Here is a 20,507-nt window from a genome sequence, read left to right on the forward strand (position 1 = left end):
GTGACTGCACAGAGTTTTCTTTGTCATGCTCATTCAAAGGTAACGGTGTGGGATCTGATATGTGAGGCGAGTGCGCGCCGGCCCGGCGCGGTGGCCCTGACCGACGGAATCCGCCGGTTCACCTATGCGGAACTGGCCGCGGTGGCCACCCGCGCCGCACATGTCCTGCGCGGCGCGGGGATCCGGCCGGGAGACACCGTGGCGCTGTGCTCCGTCCGTTCCGTGGACCAGGTGCTGGCTCTGGTCGGCGTTCTCGCGTCCGGAGCCGCGGTGGCGCCCTTCGACGTGCGCCAGGCCGCCACGGCCGTACGCGAGAACGTGGCACGGCTCGCGCCCGCCGCCGTCCTCGCCGACGCCGAGGGAGCGGCACTCTTCCCCGACGCACTGCGCCTCGACGACCTGCTGTCCGTGGACCGGGCCCCGGACCGGGAGGCACCGCCCGGTCCGGGGCCGGCGGACCTCGCGTACGTGCTGCACACCTCCGGCTCCTCGGGACGGCCGAAGCCGGTGCAAGTGCCGCACAGCGCCGTGCAGAACCGCTTCTTGTGGGGACAGACCCGCTACCCCATCGGCTCCGACGACACTGTCGTCCACTGGGGATCACTGGTTTTCGACTGCTCGTTCTGGGTGGTGCTCGCGCCCCTCTGCTTCGGCGCCACCCTGCTCGTCGCCCCCGAAGGCACCGAGGCCGACCCCCGGGAACTGGCGGCCCTGATGGACCGCCACCGGGTCACCGTGATGCACTCCGTCCCCTCCCTGCTGCGGGAGTTCACGGCCGAGGGCGGGGCCGCCGCCCTGGCGTCGCTCCGCTATCTGCTGATCGCGGGCGAGCGGCTGCCCGGCGACCTGATCCGCCGGGTCCTGGAGCTGACGGGTGCCCGGATCTTCAATCAGTACGGCCCCACCGAGACCTGTATCGATGTCCTCACCCACGAGATCGGCCCCGGGGACGAGGCGCTGGAAGCCATGCCGATCGGCCGCCCTGTCGACGGTGTGCACGCCGTGGTCGCCGACGTGGCCGGAGTTCCGGTTCCGGCCGGTACCCCGGGTGAGCTCCTGATCGGCGGTGCCAGCGTGGCCTGGGGATACGCGGGGGCCGCCGCCGCGACCGCCGCGCGCTTCGTGCCCGACCCGTACGGTGCCCCCGGCGGCCGGCTCTACCGGACCGGCGACCTCGTGTGCGAACGGCCGGACGGGGCTCTCGAGTTCCTCGGGCGGGTGGATCACCAGGTCAAGATCCGGGGGGTTCGCGTGGAGCCCTCCGACGTCGAACACGCCCTGCTGCTGCACCCCGAGGTCGGCCAGGCGGCCGTGGTCGCGGTGGAGAACCCGCAGCACGGCGGCGTCCGCCTCGTCGCCCACGTGGTGACCGGTGGGAAGATGCCCGACGACGCCGCGCTGCGCAGCTTCCTCGCACAGCGCCTGGTCTCCGCCGCCATCCCCGAAACCTATCGGCGGCACCCGGCGCTGCCCCGGCTGGCCAGCGGGAAGATCGACCGCCTCGAGCTGGCCCGGCACGCCGCCCAGGATCCGCCGGCCGCACCCGGCGAGCCGCCGTACCAGGCCCCGCGCACCGAGACCGAGCGGACCGTCGCCCGGATCTGGCAGGACCTGCTCCGGGCCGAACGCATCGGACGCGACTCCGACTTCCTGTCGCTGGGCGGACAGTCGCTGCTCGCCATGCGGCTGATCGCCCGTGTCCGGGCCAGGTTCCGGGTACGGCTGCAGGCCCGGACGGTGTTCGACGCACCGACCCTGGCGCGGTTCGCCGCCGTCGTGGACGAGGCGGTCGCCGAGCGGGAAAGGGCCGGCGTTGGCTGAGCGACAGGAACTGCGGATCCCGGCCCGGTACAACGGGCCGCCGGACTCCGGGCACGGCGGGTACGTCTCCGGCCGGTTCGCCGCTCTCGCGGCCGCGCATCAGGGCGCGATCGCCACCGTGACCCTGGCCGAGCCCATCCCGCTGGACGAGCCGCTGACCTTTGTCCCCGGCACCCGGAGGTCGACGGTGACGCACGGCACCCGGCTGGTCGCCACGGTCGCGTCCGGCCGTACGCCCGCCGATCCGCCGCCCGCCGTGGACCCGGCCGCCGCGCGACAGGCCTCGGCCCGCTTCACGGGGCGAGCCGGCCACCCGTTCCCCACCTGCTTCGCGTGCGGGGACAGTCGGCCCGCCCGGGACGGCCTGGGGCTGGCCCCCGGGCCGGTCGACGGGATGCCGGGCACCGTGGCCGGCCCCTGGACCCCGGCCGCCGAGGGGGCGGCCGCCGGCACCCCGGTCCCGGCCGAACTCGTGTGGAGTGCACTCGACTGCCCCGGCGGCTGGACCGACGACCCGCTGTCCCGCCCCCGGCTGCTGAGCCGGATGACCGCCGTCGTGCTGCGCGCGCCGCGAGCCGGTGAACCATGCGTGGTGGTGGCCAGACGCGGCGCCGTCAGCGGCCGGCTGCTCCGGGTGGACAGCGCCCTCTACAACGCCGCGGCGGAGCTGCTGGCGAGCGCGGCCAGCACGTGGACCGCGCTCGCCCGCCCCGGCACCCACGTCTCGAACTCGCCAGGAAGGGACACGGCATGAACCAGCACCAGGGCTCCGTGATCCGGAACGACGGCCGGGCCACCGTGCACGGCCGCTTCACGGCTCAGGCCCGTGTGACCCCCAGGGCCCCGGCACTCAGCTGTGACGGCACCGTTCTGACGTACGCGCAGCTGGACGCCGCGGCCGACGCGCTGGCCGCCCGGCTCCGTGGCCTCGGCGCCGGGCCCGGCCAACCGGTGGGCGTCCGGCTGGAGCGCTCACCGGAGCTGGTCGTCTCCCTGCTCGCGGTGCTGAAGACCGGCGGCTTCCATGTGGCGCTGAACCCGGGCGAGCCTGCCGCCCGGGCGGCGGCGCTGCTGCGGGACTCCGGTGCCGGATTGCTGGTCACCCGGCCGGAGGCGCCCGCTGAACTGCTCGCCGAGGTGAAGCCGGTGTACCTGGACTCCCTCGACGCCGCGGACCCGCCGGCCGGCACCGGCCCCGCGCTGCCGGCCGTTCCCCCGGGCGGCGACCGGGACCCGGCGTACCTCGCCTACACCTCGGGCACCACCGGGGAGCCCAGAGGCGTGCTGGTGCCGCACGGCGCGGTACTGCGCCTGGTCAGGGACAGCGACGTGCTGCCGGTCGGGCCCGGGGACGTGGTGCTGCACCTGGCGCCCGCCGCGTTCGACGCGTCGACGCTGGAACTGTGGGCGCCACTGCTGAACGGCGCTCGGCTGGCGGTGTTCCCGGCCGGCGAGGTGACCCCGGAACGGCTCGCCGAGGTGGTCGAGGCGGAGGGGGTCACCGCGATGTGGCTGACCGCCGGACTGTTCCACCTGGTGGCGGAGCGGCCCGACCCCCGGCTGGCCAAAGTCCGCAGGCTGCTCGCGGGCGGCGATGTCCTCTCGCCCCGGCACGTGGACACGATGCTCGCGGCTTTCCCCGGAATGACGCTGGTGAACGGTTACGGCCCGACCGAGAACACGACGTTCACGTGCTGCCACGCCGTGACCGAGGCGGTCTCTCCGCACCCGGTGCCCATCGGGCGCCCGATCCCCGGTACCGAGGTGCATCTGCTCGACGAGCGGTTGCGCCCCGTGGCCGACGACACCGTGGGGGAGCTGTACGCGGGCGGCACGGGTGTCGCCCACGGTTACCTGGGCCGGCCGGCGGCCACCGCCGAGCGGTTCGTCCCCGACCCCTTCTCGCGTACTCCGGGCGCTCGCCTGTACCGCACCGGCGACCTGGCCCTGCGGCGGCCGGACGGGGTGCTGGAGTTCCACGGGCGCGTGGACGGACAGGTCAAGATCCGCGGATTCAGGGTGGAACCCGGCGAGGTGGAGGCGGCGCTGCGCGCGCTGCCCGGCGTCGGTGACAGTGCGGTCGTCGCCCGGACCCGGCCGGCCGGAGAGCGTGCCCTCGTCGCCTACCTGACGGGGGATCAGCCGCTGCACCTGCCCGGCATACGGCGCACCCTGGCCGGACAGCTGCCCGCCCATCTGGTGCCCGGCACCTTCGTCCAGCTGGACAGGCTGCCGCTCGGTGCCGCGGGCAAGGTCGACCGGCGCGCCCTGGCCGCACGCGAGGAGCGCGCCAGGCCCGAGACCGACGTGCCGCTGCGACTGCCCGAAGGCGAGCTGGAGCAGTGGCTGGCGCAACTCTGGTGCGACCTACTGGAGATCGACCAGGTCGGTGTGGACGACGACTTCTTCGACCTGGGCGGGCACTCCCTCGTCGCCGCCGCGATCACCGGGGAGATCGGCAGCGTCCGGGGTGTGTTCGTCACCGCCCGGTCCTTCTACGAGAACCCCACGGTCGCCGAACTCGCCGCACTGGTCGATGAGTTGGGGGAGGTGGCCCGATGAGGACCGGTCGCCCCGGACACACCGCGGACATCGCGCTGGACACTGTTGACCTCGCCGACCCCGAGCTGTATGCCTCGGGTGACCCGCACACCGTCTGGCATGCGCTGCGCGAGCGGGCCCCGGTCCACCGTCAGACCCTGCCCGACGGCCGGTCCTTCTGGTCGGTGACCACCTACCACGACGTCAACGACGTGCTGCGCGACCACACCCGGTACACCTCACAGCGCGGCACGCTGCTGTCCATCCTGGGGTCAGCGGACCCGGCCGGCGGTCTGATGATGGCGGCCAGCGACCCGCCCGTGCACACCGCGCTGCGCGAGCCGATGGGCAAGGCGCTGTCGGCCCGTGCCCTCGCGCACTGGGAGCCGCGCATCCGCGAGGTGGTGCTGCGGTTGCTGGCGCCGCTCGCCGACGGCGCGCTGGACCTGGCACAGGCCGCCACGGCCTTTCCCATGGCGTTCACGGGGGCGCTGATGGGCCTGCCCGAGGAGGACTGGGCCCGGCTGGCCCGGCTGACCACGATGGCGATCGCTCCCGAGGACCCGGCGTTCCGGGACGGCGGGGGGCACACGACTCTGCTGTCCGCCCACCATGAGCTGTTCGAGTACTTCGCGCGGCGGGTGCGCACCGTCTCGGCCGCGCCCGGCGACGACCTCACCGGTTTCCTGCTCCGGATGAAGGCGGACGGGCGCCCGCTGCGCCAGGACGAGCTGGTCTACAACTGCTACAGCCTGCTGCTGGGGGCGAACGTCACCACCCCGCACGCCCTCGCGGCGACCGTGGTGGCCCTGATGGAGCACCCTGACCAGTACCGCCGTCTGCAGGCCGAACCGGCGCTGGTGACCAGTGCGGTGGAGGAGGGGCTGCGCTGGTCCTCGCCCGCCAATCACTTCATGCGGCACGCCGTCGAGGACACCGAGCAGAACGGCGTACGGATCGCCCGCGGCGACGCCGTGGTGGCCTGGCTGGGTTCGGCGAACCGGGACGCCTCGGTCTTCCCCGACCCGTACCGCTTCGCCGTCGACCGCAGCCCGAACCGGCATGTGGCCTTCGGCTTCGGCCCGCACTACTGCATCGGGGCACCGCTGGCCCGAATCGCCCTGCGCGTGATGTTCGAGGAGATCGTCCGGCATGTGGCCGAGTTCCGGCCCGCCGGTCCGGTCGGCCATCTGAAGTCCAACTTCGTGGCGGGGATCAGTTCCCTGCCCGTGACGGCCGTCCTGCGCGACGGCGCGGCCGAAGCTCTGGCCGCCCACGCGCCGCTGCCCCGTCCGGAGGTACTCGCATGACCCCGCGGCAGAAACCGCAGAAGAAGAAATGGCTGCTGCGCACCCCGAGCGCGGACGCCCCGGCCCGGCTGTTCTGCTTTCCGTACTCCGGGGTCGGCGCGTCGATGTACAACAAGTGGCCCGGCAGGGTGGGGCCGGCCGAGATCTGCCGCATCCAGTTGCCGGGCCGCGAGAACCGGGTGAGGGAGGAGCCCTTCGACACCTACGAGGCACTGGCCGAAGAGCTCGCCCAGGCCCTGTTGCCCCACCTCGACCGGCCGTTCGGCTTCTTCGGCCACTGCGGAGGCGCTCTCGCGGCCTTCGCGACGGCGCACCGGCTGGCCGGACTCGGCATGCCGGTCCCCGACCTGCTCTTCATCTCCTCCCAGGTGGCCCCGCACGAGGGCCCGTACGGTCGCTACCTCACGATGGACGAGACGGAGCTGCGGGCCGAACTGGAGCGCCTCACCAGGCTCATGGGCTCGGAGCCGGTGCCGGACCTGATCGACCTGGGACTGCGCGTCATGACGGCGGACCTCGCGGCGAACCGCGCGTACCGGACCCCCGCGCCGGTCGTCCTGCCCACCCGCATCCGCCTGCTCGGCTGGCGCGACGACCAGGAGGTCGAACCGGAGCGCATGACCGGCTGGGCGGCGTGTGCCCCGGCCGGGCAGTGCGAGCGGAAAGTGCTGCCGGGAGACCACCACGCGTTCCTGCGCGCCCCGGGCCCGCTGGTCGACGAGCTCGCCGACGGCATGGCCGGCGCGGTCGCCGCGGCGGCATCCCACTGAACACCGAGAGGACCAGAAGAGAGGAACCCATGGCTTCCGACCCCTATGTGTCCGGTTCGCTCAAGGAGACCGGCGACCCCGATCCCTACGCCAACTACGCCTGGCTGCGCGAGCACGCCCCGGTCAGCGAGGTGTACACCCCGCATCGTGAGGGCACCACCTGGCTGGTCACCACGTACGAGCTCGCCCGTGCCTGCCTGACGGACCCGCGGCTCAGCAACGACGACCGCAACTCGGCGGGCGCCCCCGCCGCCTTCGGCAGCGGCCAGTGGGATCCGGCGCGCGGACTGCTCGACCTGGACCGGCCCGAACACGCCCGGCTGCGGCGGCTGGTGGCGGGCGCGTTCAGCGCGGGCGCGGTCGAGCGGATGCGGGAGATGGTGGCCCGCGTCACCCATGAGGCCATCGACGCCATGGCCGGCCTGGACAGCTGCGACCTCGTCGAGCACTTCTCGCTGCCGGTCCCGGTGGGGATCATCCATGAGGTGCTGGGGATCCCGCCGGAGCGGCGCGAGTCCCCGGCGCACTGCCTGGACCTCTTCTACCACGCGGGCCTGACCGACCCGCTGGACGTGGACAAGCTGGCCCAACTGCTGGAGTACACGGCGGGACTGGCCGCGTACAAGCGGACTCATCCGGGGCCCGACGTCGGCACCCATCTGGTCCGGGGACTGGAGTCGGGGGAGCTGCACGACGAGAACGAGCTCGCGGCGATGATCCTGTCGGTGCTGGGTGCCGGACATGTGACGACCGTTCAGTTCCTGGGCACGGCGGTCTACCGGTTGCTCCAGCACCCGGACCAGCTGGCGGCGATCCGGGCGGGGAGGATCAGCTGGCAGTCCGCCGTGAACGAGCTGCTTCGCTACGACGCCCCGGTCCAGTCCACGGCGTACCGCTACGCCACGGAGGAGATGGACCTCGGCGGAGTGCGGATCGGCAAGGGGGACGCGCTGCTGGTGTCGCTGGCCGCGGCCAACCGCGACCCGGCCCGGTTCACCGACCCGGACGTCTTCCGCGCGGACCGCAAGGGCCCGGGCCACCTCGGTTTCGGCCACGGGGCACACCTGTGCCTGGGCGCTCATCTGGCCCGGCTGGAGGGCGAGATCGCCCTCGACATCCTCTTCCGCCGGCTCGACGGGATCCAACCGGCCGTTCCCCTCGACGACGTGACGTGGACGTACGGGCCCATGCTCCGCGGACCGCGCGCGCTGCCGGTGCTGCTGCCCACCACCGCGGTCCGCTGAGCCCGCGACAACGACGAGACGAAGATCTGGAGTGTGCCATGGCAGGAGAGCAGCAGGCGGACTTGGGCCGAACCGCCCGTACGGTCCTGGAGGGCTTCGACGTCCGGGTCGCCAAGGCCCCGGACGAGCCCGCCGTCATCTCGGGTGGCACAGCGCTCAGTTACCGGGAGCTGGACGAGGCGGCCGAGTCGCTGGCCGGTGACCTCCGGGCGCTGGGGGCCGGGCCCGAGACCGTGGTCGGGCTGTGCGTCCAGCGCGGGACCGGCCTGGCCGTCGCGGTGCTGGGTGTGGTCAAGGCGGGCGCGGCGTACCTGCCGCTGGACCCCGCGCACCCGGCGGAGCGGTCCCGGGCGGTGCTGGCCGACGCGGGGGTACGCCTGGTGGTGACGGACAGGTCGGTATCGGCCGGTCTGGACGCCGAAGGCTGGGGACAGGCCCTGGTGTACGAACTGGACGGCGAGCGCCCGGCGCCGGCCGCCGTGGACCCGGCCGGTCCGGACGACGCCGGACCGGCGGGCGAAGCCGACCGGCTGCTGTACGTCATCTACACATCGGGGTCCACCGGGCGGCCCAAGGGCATCGCCATGCAGAGCGGGCCGCAGATCACCCTGCTCGACTGGTGCCGGGAGAACTACGCCGAGTGCCCCGTCGCCCTGCAGTACTTCCCCGTCACCGCCGATGTCGCCTTCCTGGAGCTCATGTCCACCTGGTGGCTGGGCGGTTGTGCGGTGATCGCCACCGAGCTGGAGCGCTACGACATCGCGGCGCTGGCCGGCCTGATCGAACGGTACGCCGTCACCAAGGTCCTGCTGCCGGTGGTCGCGCTGGACGAACTCGCCCGGTACAGCGGGACCGCACCCGGCCAGGTGGCCACTCTCCGGGAGCTGATCACCACCGGTGACCGGCAAGTGATCACTCCGGCCATCCGTGAACTGTGCGACCGGTCCCCGGGGATGTTCCTCGACAACCACTACGGCTCGACCGAGGTGAACGTGGTCACCGCGCCCAGGCTGACGGCGCCGGCCGCCGAGTGGCCCGAACATCCGCTGACGGGGCGGCCCATGTCCGCCGCGCGGATCTACGTACTCGACGCGAACCTCTCGCCCGTGCCGCCGAACGTGCAGGGGGAGATCTACGTCGGCGGAGGGCCGCCGGCCCGGGGATACGCGGGCCGGCCGGGCCTGACGGCCGCCGCGTTCCTGCCCGACCCGTACGCGGGGGTGCCCGGCGTCCGGATGTACCGCACCGGGGACCTGGGGCGATGGCGGCCCGGTGGGGTGCTGGAGTACCTGGGCCGGGCCGACTTCCAGATCAAGCTGCACGGTTACCGCATCGAGCCGGGAGAGATCGAGGCCTTGCTGCGCGAGCGCGCGGATGTGGAGCGGGCCGTCGTGCTCCGGATCGGTGAGGGCCAGGACGCCTACCTGGCGGCCTATCTGATCGCCGTCGGCGAACCGCCGGCCCCGGGCGAGCTGCGGGAGTACCTCGGGCTGCGGCTGCCCGCTCCGATGGTGCCGGGCAGCTACGTCTTCCTCCCGGAGTTCCCGCTGACCGGCACCGGAAAGGTGGACCGCAAGGCGCTGCCGCTCCCGGACGGCGGCGGGCCGCAGTGGATCGCGCCGCGCGACGAGACCGAACGGACCGCCGCGGAGGTGCTGGCCCAGGCCCTGGGCCGGGACCGGATCGGGGTCACCGACGACTTCTTCCGGCTGGGCGGGCATTCGCTGCTGGTCACCCAGGTGGTGCACCGGCTGCGCGCCGCGCTCGGGGTGCGGCTCCCGCTGCGGGCGGTCTTCGAGCGGCCGACCGCGGCGGCGTTGGCGGAGGAAGTACGCCGGCTGCGTGAGGAGCGCGGATGACCACACGGACGGCGGCCGGCGAGCCGGCCGGGCAGCCCGTGCTGTCCTTCGCCCAGGAGCGACTCTGGTTCCTGGACCAGCTCTCTCCCGGCGAGTCCGGCTATCTGACACCGTTCAGCCGCCGGCTGGACGGCCCGGTGGACGCGGACCTGCTGGAGCGCGCGCTGCGGGCGGTGGCGGAACGGCATCCGGTGCTGCGGTCACGGATCGACGCCACCGGGGGGCGACCGGTTCCCGTGGCCGAGGCCGCCACAACGGTGCGGCTGGAGCGCGCCGACCTGAGCGGTGAGCCGGAGCCGGAGCAGGCCGCGGAGGACGCCGTACGGACGATGCTGGACACGCCCATGGACCTGGAGGCGGCACCGTGGCTGCGGGCCTCGCTGTTCCGGCTGGGTGAGGGCCGCTTCCTCTTCCACGTCCAGGTGCACCACATCGCCTTCGACGGGGTCTCCCGGGGCATCTTCGAGCGGGAGCTCTCGGCCCGGTACCGGGCGTTGGCGGGCGGCCGCCCGGCAGCGGCGCCCCCGCCCGGCCCGGATTACGCCGCCCACGCGGCCCGGCAGCGGGCCTCGCTCGGATCCGCCGAGCGGGAGTCGCTGCTGGCCCATTGGCGGGGCGTGCTGGACGGCGCACCGCACGTACTGGAACTGCCGTCGGACCGTCCGCGCCCGGCTCGGCCCGGCCCCCGGGCGAGGCGGGTGGACTTCCCGGTCCCCGAGGAGGTCACCGCCGCCCTGTACCGGGTAGCGGAAGCACACCGGACCACCCTGTTCTGTGTCGGTCTCGCCGCCTACCAGCATCTGCTCAGCCGGTACGCCGATGTCCGGGACGTACTGGTGGGGGTGCCGTTCGCGGGCCGCGAGGACCCGGCGGTGGAGCAGGTCATCGGGTTCTTCACGCACTCCGTGCCGCTGCGTGGGGAGTCCGGCGGATCGCCGTCGCTCGACGACCTGACCCGGCAGGCCAGGGACCGGGTGCTGGAGGCGCTGGACCATCAGGAACTGCCGCTGGACCAGCTCGTGGACGGGCTCGGCGTGACCCGCGAGGCCAACCGCAATCCGCTGTTCCAGCACTGGTTCGACCTGGCGGATCCGGAACTGGACCGCCCGGCACTGATCCTGCCGGGTATCCGGGTCCGGCCGGTCCCGGTCGCCGAGGCCACCACCCGCTTCGACACCGAACTCCATCTGCGGCCCTCCGGGGCAGGGCTGACGGGGAGGCTGCTGTGCTCGGCGGACCTGTTCGACGAGGAGCAGGCCGAGCGGTTGGCCGGGCATTACGCCGCGCTGCTCGCCGCGGCGGCCGCGGAACCGGGCCGGCCTCTGGACTCGATCCCGCTCACGGCCGGGGCCGAGCGCGCGCGGCTGCTGGACCTGGGCACCGGACCCGCCGTGCGGCGCGGTCCGGCGACGGTGGACGCGTATGTGGACCGGACGGTGGCCCGGATCCCGGACGAGGTGGCCGTCAGCCACGGCGGACGGCGGCTGACCTATCGTCAGATCGACCAGTGCTCACGGCGGATCGCCCGGGCGGTCCGGGAGTGCGGGGCCGGGCCCGAGCGGGTGGTCGCGGTCTGCCTGCCGCGCGGGCCCGAGCTGGTCTGCGCCCTGCTGGGCGTCGTCCGGTCGGGGGCGGCCTACCTGCCGGTGGATCCGGAGCTTCCGGCCGAGCGGGTCGCGTACCTGCTGCGGGATTCCGGCGCGACGGCGGTGGTCGGGGACGCCGGGGCCGAGAGGCTGACGGGGGTGTCCGGGGACCGCGTGGTCCGCGTCGGCGAGCTCCTGGACGCGGACGGCCCCGGCGGCCCCGACGGCGGGGCGGCGGAACCGACAGCCGGGCACGTGGACGCGGACCCGGCCGCGGCACTCGATCCCGACCGGCTTCTGTACGTCGTCTACACCTCCGGTTCGACCGGGCTGCCGAAGGGCGTCGGCGTCACCCACCGGACCTTCAGCCGGCTCCTCGACTGGCATCTGGACCGGTACCCGGTGGCCGCGGGAGCGGCCACGGCGCAGACGGCTGGTGTCTCCTTCGATGCCGCCGCCTGGGAGATCTGGCCTGCCCTGGCGAGCGGTTCGCGGCTGGAGGTGTGCTCGGCGGACGAGGTGCGCACGCCGTCCCGCCTGCTCGACCGGCTGGCCGGCTCGGGCACCGGCACGGCCTTCGTCCCCACCGCGTCGGCGGAATTGCTGATCCGGGAGCCGCTCGGCCGGCGGACCCCGCTGCGGCGGCTGCTGACCGGCGGCGATGTGTTCCGGCCGCGTCCCGGTGACTCCCCGGGGATCCCGGTGTTCAACCACTACGGCCCGACCGAGAACACCGTCGTCGCCACCGCCACGGACGCGCTCGCGCGGCCCTGGCCGGACCGCTCCATCGGCCGGCCGATCGCGGGGGTACGGGCCTATGTGCTCGACGACCGGCTGAACCTGGTGCCCCGCGGAGTGCGTGGCGAGCTGTGGCTCGGCGGGGCCCTGGTGTCGCGCGGCTACCGGGGCCGGGCCGGGCTGACCGCCGAGCGGTTCGTGCCCGACCCGTTCGCCACGGAGCCGGGAGCGCGGATGTACCGCACCGGGGACCTGGCGCGGTGGTCGGCCGACGGCACGCTGGAGTTCCGGGGCCGGGCGGACGGGCAGCTGAAGATCAGCGGTTACCGGGTGGAGCCGGCCGAGGTGGAGGCCGTGCTCCTGCGCTGTCCGGGGGTCCGGGAGGCGGCGGTGACCACGGCGGCGGGCGCCGGCGGAGCCCCGTTACTGGTGGCCTGTCTGGTGTGCGCATCTCCCGGTCCGAGCGACGCGGAGCTGCGGTCCCGGCTGCGCCGGGAGGTGCCCTCGTACCTGGTGCCCTCCGTCTTCGTCCGTCTGGACGGCCTGCCGCTGACGGTCACCGGCAAGATCGACCGCAGGGCACTGCCCGCGCCTTCGGCGGCCGGGGACAGTACGACGGTGGCGCCACGGACCGCGGCCGAGTCGGCGGTGCACGGCCTGTGGCTGGAGGTGCTGCCCGGGCGCGCGCCCGGGGTTGAGGACGACTTCTTCGCCTCGGGCGGCACCTCACTGTCGGCGGCCCGGCTGTCGGTACGGGTCCGGGAGACCTTCGGGATCGACTTCCCGGTACGTGCGATATTCGATTTCCGTACGGTTGCCGAGCAATGCGCCGCAATCGAAGAGCGTGTACTCGCATCAATTTCCAACATGACCGAGAGTGAAATAAACGCGGCCCTGAATTCCTGACGCGCCCACGGAAAGAGACCGCCGCGACATGGCGTAGCGGCGGTCTCAGGGGTGCCTCGAAATTACCTCAAGAGGCGTCCCGGTAATACTTCGTCCGCACGCTCAGCGGGGTGATGTCGGTCCAGGTCCGGTCAATGTGGGCGAGGCATTCCTCCCTGCTTCCGGAGACTCCGACAGGGCTCCAGCCTGCTGGAATGTCCATCGCGGAGTCCCAGATCGAGTGCTGCTCCTCGTGATTGACAACAACCTGATAGACGCGATCGTCGGTCATTTCGGAACCTCCAGAACAAGCCGTACAGGGTGCTTACCGGCGGTGCAGTTTAGTCAGCCGGGCGATCAATTGTCGAGGGGCGTCGAAATCCCTTGTGATACGTGTTCGAGCGGAGTAGCGTCCAGCTTGCCAAATCGTCGATCACAACTGGAGCGGAATGTGACGGGCAATCTTTCGGACGCCGCCCGTGTGCTCATGGAGCGGCGGATGGCCGGGCTGTCGGCGCCCCTCCGGGAGACGCCGGACCCACGCCCCGAGCGTCCGCCGCTCGCACCGGCCCAGCGCCGGCTGTGGTTCATCCACCAGCTCACCCAGGGCAGCCTGGCCTACAACGTGCCGACCGCGTACCGGCTGCGCGGCCCGCTGGACACCGAGACGCTGGAACGCGCGGTCCATCGTGTGGTGGGGCGGCACGAGGTGCTGCGCACCTGCTACCCGGCCGACGAGGGGGGCGAGCCGTTCCAGCGCGTGCTGGACGCCGGTGCCGACGCCGTCGGGCGGACCCCGGTGGCACGGCACGACCTCGGCTCGGCGCCCGACCCGGTCGCCGCGGCCCTGCGGCTCGCCGGCGAGGAGGCCGACCACCGGTTCCGGCTCGACACGGAGGGCCCGCTGCGGGTATGGCTGGCCCGGCTGGGGCCGGACGACCATGTGCTGGGCATCGTGGTGCACCACATCGCCTTCGACCGGGAGTCCCTGGCGATCCTGTCCGGTGAGCTCTCCGCGGCCTACCGGACCGAGGCCGGTGCCGGGACACCCGCACTGCCGCCGCTCGAAGCCCAGTACGCGGACTTCGCCGTCTGGCAGAGCGGGCTGACCGGCACCGCGGGGTACGAGCGGGAGCTCGGCTTCTGGCGGGAGACCCTGGGCCGCCTGGCGCCCGTACTGGAGCTGCCCGCCGATCACGAGCGGCCGAAGGAGCCGACGTACCGGGCCGGTGAGGCGGCGATCGTCATCGACGCGGCGACCGTGGAGCGACTGCGGGCCCTGACCGCCGAGCGCGGTGCCTCCCTCTTCATGACGTGCCTGGCCGCCTTCCAGGGACTGCTGTCGCGCTACACCGGGGAGACCGGCCTCGCGGTCGGCTGCCCGGTCAACGGCCGGATGAAGGTGGCGTACGAGGGGCTCATAGGGTTCTTCGCCAACTCCCTGCCGATCGGCGTCCGGCTCGGCGACGACCCGGCGTTCGGCACCATGGTGGACCGTGCGCGGGAGGCGCTGCTGTCGGCGCACGCGCACCAGAACGTGCCGTTCGACCGGATCGTGCGGGAGCTGTCGCCCCTCCGCGACCTCAGCCGCAATCCGCTGGTCCAGGTCTGGTTCGACCTGGACGCGGGCGGCACCGGTACCGCCGCGGACCTTCTCGACCTGCCGGGGGTGAGCGCCGAGTACTTCGCCGAGGGGCGGGTACGGACCCGGTTCGATGCCGAGATGCACCTGGGCGAGCGGGCCGACGGGACGGTCACGGGACGGCTGCTGTACGCGCAGGACCTGTTCGAGGCGGCGACGGCGGACACGTTCTGCGAGCACTACACGAACTTCCTGGCGGCGGTGGCCGCCGACCCGGGGCTGCGGCTGTCGCGCGTGCCGATCTTCTCCGCGCACCAACGGTCCACCCTGCTGGACGACTGGAGCGTCGGCGCCGGGTGACACGCAGGGCGGTACGGACATCGATCAAGGCTGGAACGGAGGCTGTGGTGGAAGCTGCGGGGCATACGGATACGGCAGGGCCGGGCGGGCAGGACGCATCCGACGAGGCCACGTACGACGTCCTGGGCGTCGGCTTCGGTCCGGCCAACCTCGCCCTCGCCGTCGCACTGCGCGAACATCCGTGGGAGGACGCGAAGGCGGCCTTCCTCGAACGCCGGCCGGGCTTCGGCTGGCACCCGGGGATGCTCCTCGAGGACGCCACCATGCAGGTGAGCTTCCTGAAGGACCTGGCGACCCTGCGGAACCCGGTCAGCCAGTACGGCTTTTTGAACTATCTGCACGAGCGGGGCCGGCTGGTCTCCTTCGTCAACCAGAAGGATTTCTTCCCCACCCGGCTCGAGTACCACGACTACCTGGAGTGGGCCGCCGCCAAGTTCTCCGGCCTGGTCTCGTACGGCACCGAAGTGGTCGGTGCCACACCGGTCCAGGACGGCGACGAGGTCCGTGCCTTCGACGTGACCGCCCGCGAGGCGGCCACCGGCCTCACCACCACCCTGCGGACCCGTAACCTCGTGGTCGCGACCGGCCTGGTCCCGCGGATGCCCGCGGGCATCACCGCTTCGGACCGGATCTGGCACAGCTCCGAGTTGCTGCACCGGCTCGCCGGCCTGGACGGACGGGCGCCCGGGCGCTTCGCGGTGGTGGGCGCCGGGCAGAGCGCGGCCGAAGTCGTCGCCCATGTGCACTCCGTCTTCCCCGGGGCCGAGGTCACGGGCGTGATCCCGCGGTACGGCTACAGCCCCGCCGACGACTCGCCGTTCGCCAACCAGGTCTTCGACCCGGACGCGGTGGACGACTTCTACGACTCCCCGCCCGGCGTGAAGGACAAGTTCTACGCCTACCACGCCAACACCAACTACGCGGTCGTGGACCTGGATCTGATCAATGACCTGTACCGGCGCATGTACCGCGAGTCCGTGCGCGGCCGGCGCCGTCTGACGATGCTCCCGATGAGCCGGGTCACGGACGCGACCGAGACCCGGGACGGCGTACTGCTGCGCATCGCCCGGGCGATGACGGACCGTACCGAGGAACTCGCCGTGGACGTGGCGGTGTTCGCGACCGGCTACGACCCGATGGACGCCGCGGCGGCCCTGGGGCCGGTCGCCGGCCTGTGCAAGCGGACCAGCTCCGGCACCCTGCGCGTCGCCCGCGACCACCGCGTGGAGACCGAACCCCGGGTACGGGCCGGCATCTATGTCCAGGGCGGTACGGAGCACACCCACGGCATCTCCGCCTCTCTGCTGTCGAACATATCCGGGCGCGCGTGGGAGATCACCGAGTCGATCGCCGCCAGGCGCCGGCTCGCCGCACCCCACTGACCCCGAGCGCGGAAGGAGTCCCATGTACGTTCCCCACCTCTACCGGCCCAAGGACCCCGCCTGGCCGCTCGACATCATCCGCGGCAATCCGCTGGCCACCCTGGTGAGCAACGGCCCCGACGGCCCGCTGGCCACGCACCTGCCGGTCATCCCGGACGACTCCACTCTCGCCCGGGGCACCGGCGACACCGGCCTGGTGGGGACGTGCTTCCATGGCCATCTGAACCGGAGCAACCCGCACTGGGCCGCCCTGGACCCGGCATCCCGTGCGCTGCTGATCTTCCAGGGGCCGGGCGCGTATGTGTCCCCCACCGTGTACGACGTCACCCCCGCCGCCCCCACCTGGAACTTCGTCGCCGTGCATGTGCGCGGCACGATCACCCCGCTGCCCGATGCCGACGAGACCCTCGACGTGATCACGGCGACCGTCCGCGCGTACGAACGCGATCACGGCACCGGCTGGGACATGACCGAGTCCGTCCCGTACTTCGAGCGGATCCTGCCCGGTGTGGGCGCCTTCCGATTCGATGTCACGGAGGCCGACGCGATGTTCAAGCTCAGCCAGGAGAAGCCGGACGAGACGCGCGACCGTGTGGCCGATGCCTTCGCCCGCTCGGGCAGCGGGCCGGGATGCGGCATCGCCGACGCGATGCGGCGCTACAGCTGACCGCAGGTCTCCAGCACGTCCGCCGACAAGGATGCCGACTAAGGATTCCGTCAATGAAGACCGCCCATGCCCTCCTGCCCTACTGGGACGACCGACTGCCACGTGCCCGGGCCACCGTGTTCTGCCTCCCACACGCGGGCGGGGGTGCCTCGGCCTACCGGGAGTGGGTCAGGGCCTCCACCACGCTCGACGTCCAGCCCGTCCAGCTGCCGGGGCGCGAACAGCTGATAGGCAGGCCCGGGATCGAGTACATGCCCGAACTCGCTCACCTGGTCGGTGAGTTGATCGCCGACATGGCTCCGCAGCCCTTCGTGCTCTTCGGGCACAGCATGGGCGGTGCGATCGCGGCCGAGGCGACCGCCTGGCTCGAGCGCGGCGGGTATCCACTGCCCGCGCTACTGGTCGTCTCGGCGCGGCCGCCGGTGAACCAGGCGCGCCCCGAGCCCGGCGAGTCCGAGGACGAGTGGCTCGTGCGGCGCGTGCTGGACGCGGGCGGGACCCCCGCCGGACTGCTGGAGGACCCCGAACTGCGTGAGCTCTTCCTCGGGACGATTCGCTCCGACATGCGACTGCTGCAGGACTACGCACCGGCGTTCGGCCGCCTGTCCGTACCGTTGCTCGCCCTGGGCGGCACCGAGGACGACGTGACCGAGTCCCGGCTGGCCGCCTGGCAGGACCACTTCACCGCGCCGATCCGTATCCGGATGTTCCCGGGCGGCCACTTCTATCTGCGACAGCACCGCGACGCCGTCCTGACGGCCGTGGAGGAGACCCTCGGTGCATCCCTGGCAGGAAGGAAGACGGTCCATGGAGCCTGAGCCGGCGACCCACGCACTCCTCGCGATCTTCCGGGAGGAGATCGGCTCCGAGCAGGTCGGGCCGGACGACGACTTCTACGCGGTCGGCGGGGACTCCCTCATCGCCGTGCGGGTGGTCGCGCGGGCCACGGAGCAGGGCATGCCGCTGCACCTGATCGACCTGCTGATGAACCCGTCGGTCCGCGAACTCGTGGAGCATGTACGCTCCGCGCCCGCGGGCGGAGGGGACCCGGAGGAGGCCGGTGGATCCCCCGCGCACCCCGGCGACAGCCTGGTGGATCCCGAGGACCGGGCGGCCATGCCCGCCGGGGCGCTGGACGCGCTGCCCGCGTCGGCACTCCAAACCGGATTGATCTTCCAGTGCGAGATGGCCGAGGACCCGGGCCTCTACCACGACCTGATCGGGCTGCGGGTGACGGCCCCCTACCACGAGGGCCTCTTCCGTTCGGCACTGCAGGAGTTGATGGACCGTCACCCCGCGTTGCGCAGTTCCTTCGACCTGGGCGGCTACTCGGAGTCGATGCAGCTGTTCTGGGGCGATGTCGTCGAACCGCTGGAGACCGAGCGCGTGGGTACGGCCGCGGAGGCCGACGCGGCCGTGTCCGCTTGGCGGGACAAGCAACTCTCCACCACCCTGGACTGGGAGCACGCGCCACTGTTCCGCTGCCATGTGGCCGCGGGGCCGGGCGGCACATTCCGGCTGACTGTCGCGATCCATCACGCGATCATGGACGGCTGGAGCTTCGCCACCGTCCTCGTCGACCTGCTCACCCTCTACGACGCCCGGCTGACGGGCACCGGCCACGGACTGCCGGAGCCGCCCGCGGCCGCGGCCGCGGAGTTCGTCCGGCTGGAGCGGGCCGCCGTCGACTCCGCCGAAGCCGCGGAGTTCTGGCGCGCCCAGTGCGATGTGCCGCCGCTGCTGGACCGGGAGCGGTACGGCCGGCCGGCCGACGCGTCCGGGCGGCGCGCCGCGGCGCTGCCTCCCGGCCTGTTCGCGGAGCTGCGCGCACGGGCGGCCGAGGCACAGGTCCCGCTGAAGAGCCTGCTGCTGGCGGTGCACTGCCGGGCCCTGGGCCGGATCACGGGGCGCACCACCGATGTGGTCACCGGGGTGGTGGTCAACGGACGGCCCGAGATGCCGGACGCCGACCGGGTCGTCGGACTCTTCCTCAACACCGTTCCGCTGCGCCTTCCGTCCACCTCCGGCACCTGGGCCCGGTTGGCCCGGACACTGTGGGAGGCGGAGGTGGCCGCCGCGCCCCACCAGCGTCATCCGCTGGCGCTGATCGAGGAGACTCTGGGACGGCGCTCGTTCGACGTGGCCTTCAACTTCACCGACTTCCACGTCTACCGCCGCCTGTCCGGGCTCGGGGCGCTCTCCGCCGACGGGTGGTGGGACCGGGACAAGGCGAGCCACCCGCTGTCCTGCGACTTCACCCTGGACTACCCCGGCTTCGGCAGCGGGCTGCTCATCTCCTTCGACCCGCGGCTGGTGACTGGGGAGCAGGTGGAGGAATACCTCGCCCTGGCCGTCGGCGGCCTGCGCGCCGCGGCCCGGGACGTGCACTCCGCCGGGACGGAATCCCACGATGGGTGAACCGGCACCGCTCGCGGTGGCGTACGACGCGGGCTCCGTCTCCCCGGCCGAGATCGCGGTGGGCGTGGCGGGACTGGCCCCGGTGGCCTTCCTGCTGCCCGGCTCACCGCATGCGCGCAAGCTGCGGCCGGTCCTGTCCCGTCTGGGCCGGGTGGTCCAGCTGACGGGAAGCCCGGAACGGGACGCCGTCCTCGTACGGCGGCTCGCCCCGGCAGGGGTGCTCACCTTCTCCGAGAACCTGCTGCGCGTCACGGCCGGTCTCGCCCACGCCCTCGGTCTGCCCGGCCACACGCCGGAGGTGGCCGAGGCCCTCACCGACAAGTACCGGCAGCGGGAACGGCTGCGCACCGCCGGAGTCGACGCGGTGCGGTGCCACCCGGTCCCGGACGCCGCTGCCTGGGAGCGGGCACTGTCGGCCGTCGGATTGCCCGCGGTGGTGAAGCCGGCACATGGCCAGGGCAGCCGGGGGACCTTCGCCGTCCGCGACCGGGCGGAGGCGGACGACGTGCGGTCGCGGCTCTTCGCCGGCCCCGGGGGCACGTGGGTGGTCGAGGAACTCCTGCGGGGACGGCCGAGCGGGCCCTTCGGCGACTACGTGTCCGTCGAGACCGCGACAGGCCCGGACGGGACGCGGGTGCTCGCGGTGACCGGCAAGCACCCGCTGGCCCCGCCCTTCCGGGAGTCAGGACAGTTCTGGCCCGCCGCCTTGCCTCACGAGGACCACGCGGCGGTGTCGGACCTGGCGGTACGGGCGGTCACCGCTCTCGGTGTGACGACCGGCATCTGCCACACGGAGATCAAGCTCACTCCGGGAGGCCCCCGGATCATCGAGGTCAACGGCCGTCTCGGCGGTCACCTCAACGAACTGTCCCGCCGCGCCTGCGGAGCGGATCTCGTCCGGACGGCCGCGCTGCTGGCCCTCGGCGCTCTCCCTCCGCCCGCCCCGGCTCCACCCGGCCGGGTGTACTTCCAGTTCAACGGCCTTGCCCCGGTCCGCCCCGGGCAACTGCGCGCCCTGACCGGCGGCGACGAGATCCGGTGCCGGGAGGGCATCACCGGCTACCGGTCCTACGTCCGCCCCGGCGACCGCCTCCCCGGTGGCGTGGGCAGCGTCTTCATAGACCTCCTCACCGGCGACGTGCCCGACCATCCGGCCATGGTCGATCTCCTCGACAGCGCCTTGCCTCTTCTTCGCTACGAGTTCACCGACGGCGCCACCACCTGGACCGAGTCCCCGCAGCGGGCACGGGCCGGTCAGGGAATCGGCTGAACCGCATCCGACGGCGGCCCAAGGGGTACGGCTTATGCGGCAGTTCTCCGGCTGGTGTCCGCTTCTGTAGGGGA

At 72.8% G+C, this 20,507-nt stretch carries 15 protein-coding genes; 14 read left to right on the top strand and 1 reads right to left on the bottom strand.

Annotated elements, in window-relative coordinates; all coding sequences use genetic code 11:
- The first annotated feature begins 45 nt into the window (after positions 1-45).
- Genes ACV530_RS17960 through ACV530_RS17995 form a run of 8 tightly spaced genes read left to right on the top strand, consistent with a single transcriptional unit; the run spans position 46 to position 12,775 of the window.
- Positions 46-1,821, top strand: a complete 1,776-nt coding sequence (locus ACV530_RS17960) for a non-ribosomal peptide synthetase (protein WP_494333518.1) — start codon at positions 46-48, stop codon at positions 1,819-1,821.
- Positions 1,814-2,575, top strand: coding sequence for a hypothetical protein (locus ACV530_RS17965; protein ID WP_494333519.1), 762 nt, complete (start codon positions 1,814-1,816; stop codon positions 2,573-2,575). The genes ACV530_RS17960 and ACV530_RS17965 overlap by 8 nt, the downstream gene beginning before the upstream one ends.
- Positions 2,572-4,383, top strand: coding sequence for an amino acid adenylation domain-containing protein (locus ACV530_RS17970; protein ID WP_494333520.1), 1,812 nt, complete (start codon positions 2,572-2,574; stop codon positions 4,381-4,383). Before ACV530_RS17965 ends, ACV530_RS17970 begins: the two co-directional genes overlap by 4 nt.
- The gene (locus ACV530_RS17975) at positions 4,380-5,672 is read left to right on the top strand and encodes a cytochrome P450 (protein WP_494333521.1); all 1,293 of its coding nucleotides are present in this window, start codon (positions 4,380-4,382) and stop codon (positions 5,670-5,672) included. The genes ACV530_RS17970 and ACV530_RS17975 overlap by 4 nt, the downstream gene beginning before the upstream one ends.
- Complete coding sequence (locus ACV530_RS17980) at positions 5,669-6,442, top strand: thioesterase II family protein (protein WP_494333522.1); 774 nt, start codon at positions 5,669-5,671, stop codon at positions 6,440-6,442. Before ACV530_RS17975 ends, ACV530_RS17980 begins: the two co-directional genes overlap by 4 nt.
- Before the next feature lie 29 nt (positions 6,443-6,471).
- Positions 6,472-7,686, top strand: a complete 1,215-nt coding sequence (locus ACV530_RS17985; RefSeq protein ID WP_494333523.1) for a cytochrome P450 family protein — start codon at positions 6,472-6,474, stop codon at positions 7,684-7,686.
- Between the two features lie 38 nt (positions 7,687-7,724).
- On the top strand, positions 7,725-9,545 hold the full coding sequence (locus ACV530_RS17990) for a non-ribosomal peptide synthetase (RefSeq protein ID WP_494333524.1): 1,821 nt from the start codon (positions 7,725-7,727) through the stop codon (positions 9,543-9,545).
- Entirely contained in the window at positions 9,542-12,775 is a 3,234-nt protein-coding gene (locus ACV530_RS17995; protein ID WP_494333525.1) for a non-ribosomal peptide synthetase, read from the top strand. Before ACV530_RS17990 ends, ACV530_RS17995 begins: the two co-directional genes overlap by 4 nt.
- A gap of 67 nt (positions 12,776-12,842) precedes the next feature.
- Here ACV530_RS17995 and ACV530_RS18000 read toward each other — a convergent pair whose 3' ends face one another.
- Positions 12,843-13,046, bottom strand: coding sequence for an MbtH family protein (locus ACV530_RS18000; RefSeq protein ID WP_494333526.1), 204 nt, complete (start codon positions 13,044-13,046; stop codon positions 12,843-12,845).
- Between the two features lie 159 nt (positions 13,047-13,205).
- Here ACV530_RS18000 and ACV530_RS18005 point away from each other — a divergent pair, with 159 nt between their 5' ends.
- From ACV530_RS18005 to ACV530_RS18030, 6 genes are read left to right on the top strand one after another with little or no spacing between them, the layout of a single operon-like run.
- Positions 13,206-14,696 carry a condensation domain-containing protein gene (locus tag ACV530_RS18005; RefSeq protein WP_494333527.1) on the top strand — a complete coding sequence of 497 codons (1,491 nt, stop codon included), beginning with the start codon at positions 13,206-13,208 and terminating at the stop codon, positions 14,694-14,696.
- Positions 14,697-14,743: 47 nt separating this feature from the next.
- The gene (locus ACV530_RS18010) at positions 14,744-16,078 is read left to right on the top strand and encodes a lysine N(6)-hydroxylase/L-ornithine N(5)-oxygenase family protein (protein WP_494333528.1); all 1,335 of its coding nucleotides are present in this window, start codon (positions 14,744-14,746) and stop codon (positions 16,076-16,078) included.
- Between the two features lie 22 nt (positions 16,079-16,100).
- Positions 16,101-16,745 (top strand): FMN-binding negative transcriptional regulator, encoded by a 645-nt coding sequence (locus tag ACV530_RS18015; protein WP_494333529.1) that lies wholly within the window; start codon positions 16,101-16,103, stop codon positions 16,743-16,745.
- Between the two features lie 53 nt (positions 16,746-16,798).
- A complete protein-coding gene (locus ACV530_RS18020; RefSeq protein WP_494333530.1) occupies positions 16,799-17,563 on the top strand; it encodes a thioesterase II family protein in 765 nt (254 codons plus the stop codon).
- Positions 17,553-19,163 carry a condensation domain-containing protein gene (locus ACV530_RS18025; RefSeq protein WP_494333531.1) on the top strand — a complete coding sequence of 537 codons (1,611 nt, stop codon included), beginning with the start codon at positions 17,553-17,555 and terminating at the stop codon, positions 19,161-19,163. The genes ACV530_RS18020 and ACV530_RS18025 overlap by 11 nt, the downstream gene beginning before the upstream one ends.
- On the top strand, positions 19,156-20,433 hold the full coding sequence (locus ACV530_RS18030; protein WP_494333532.1) for an ATP-grasp domain-containing protein: 1,278 nt from the start codon (positions 19,156-19,158) through the stop codon (positions 20,431-20,433). The genes ACV530_RS18025 and ACV530_RS18030 overlap by 8 nt, the downstream gene beginning before the upstream one ends.
- Positions 20,434-20,507 lie beyond the last annotated feature (74 nt).

It is taken from the genome of Streptomyces sp. SX-6, assembly GCF_059089585.1.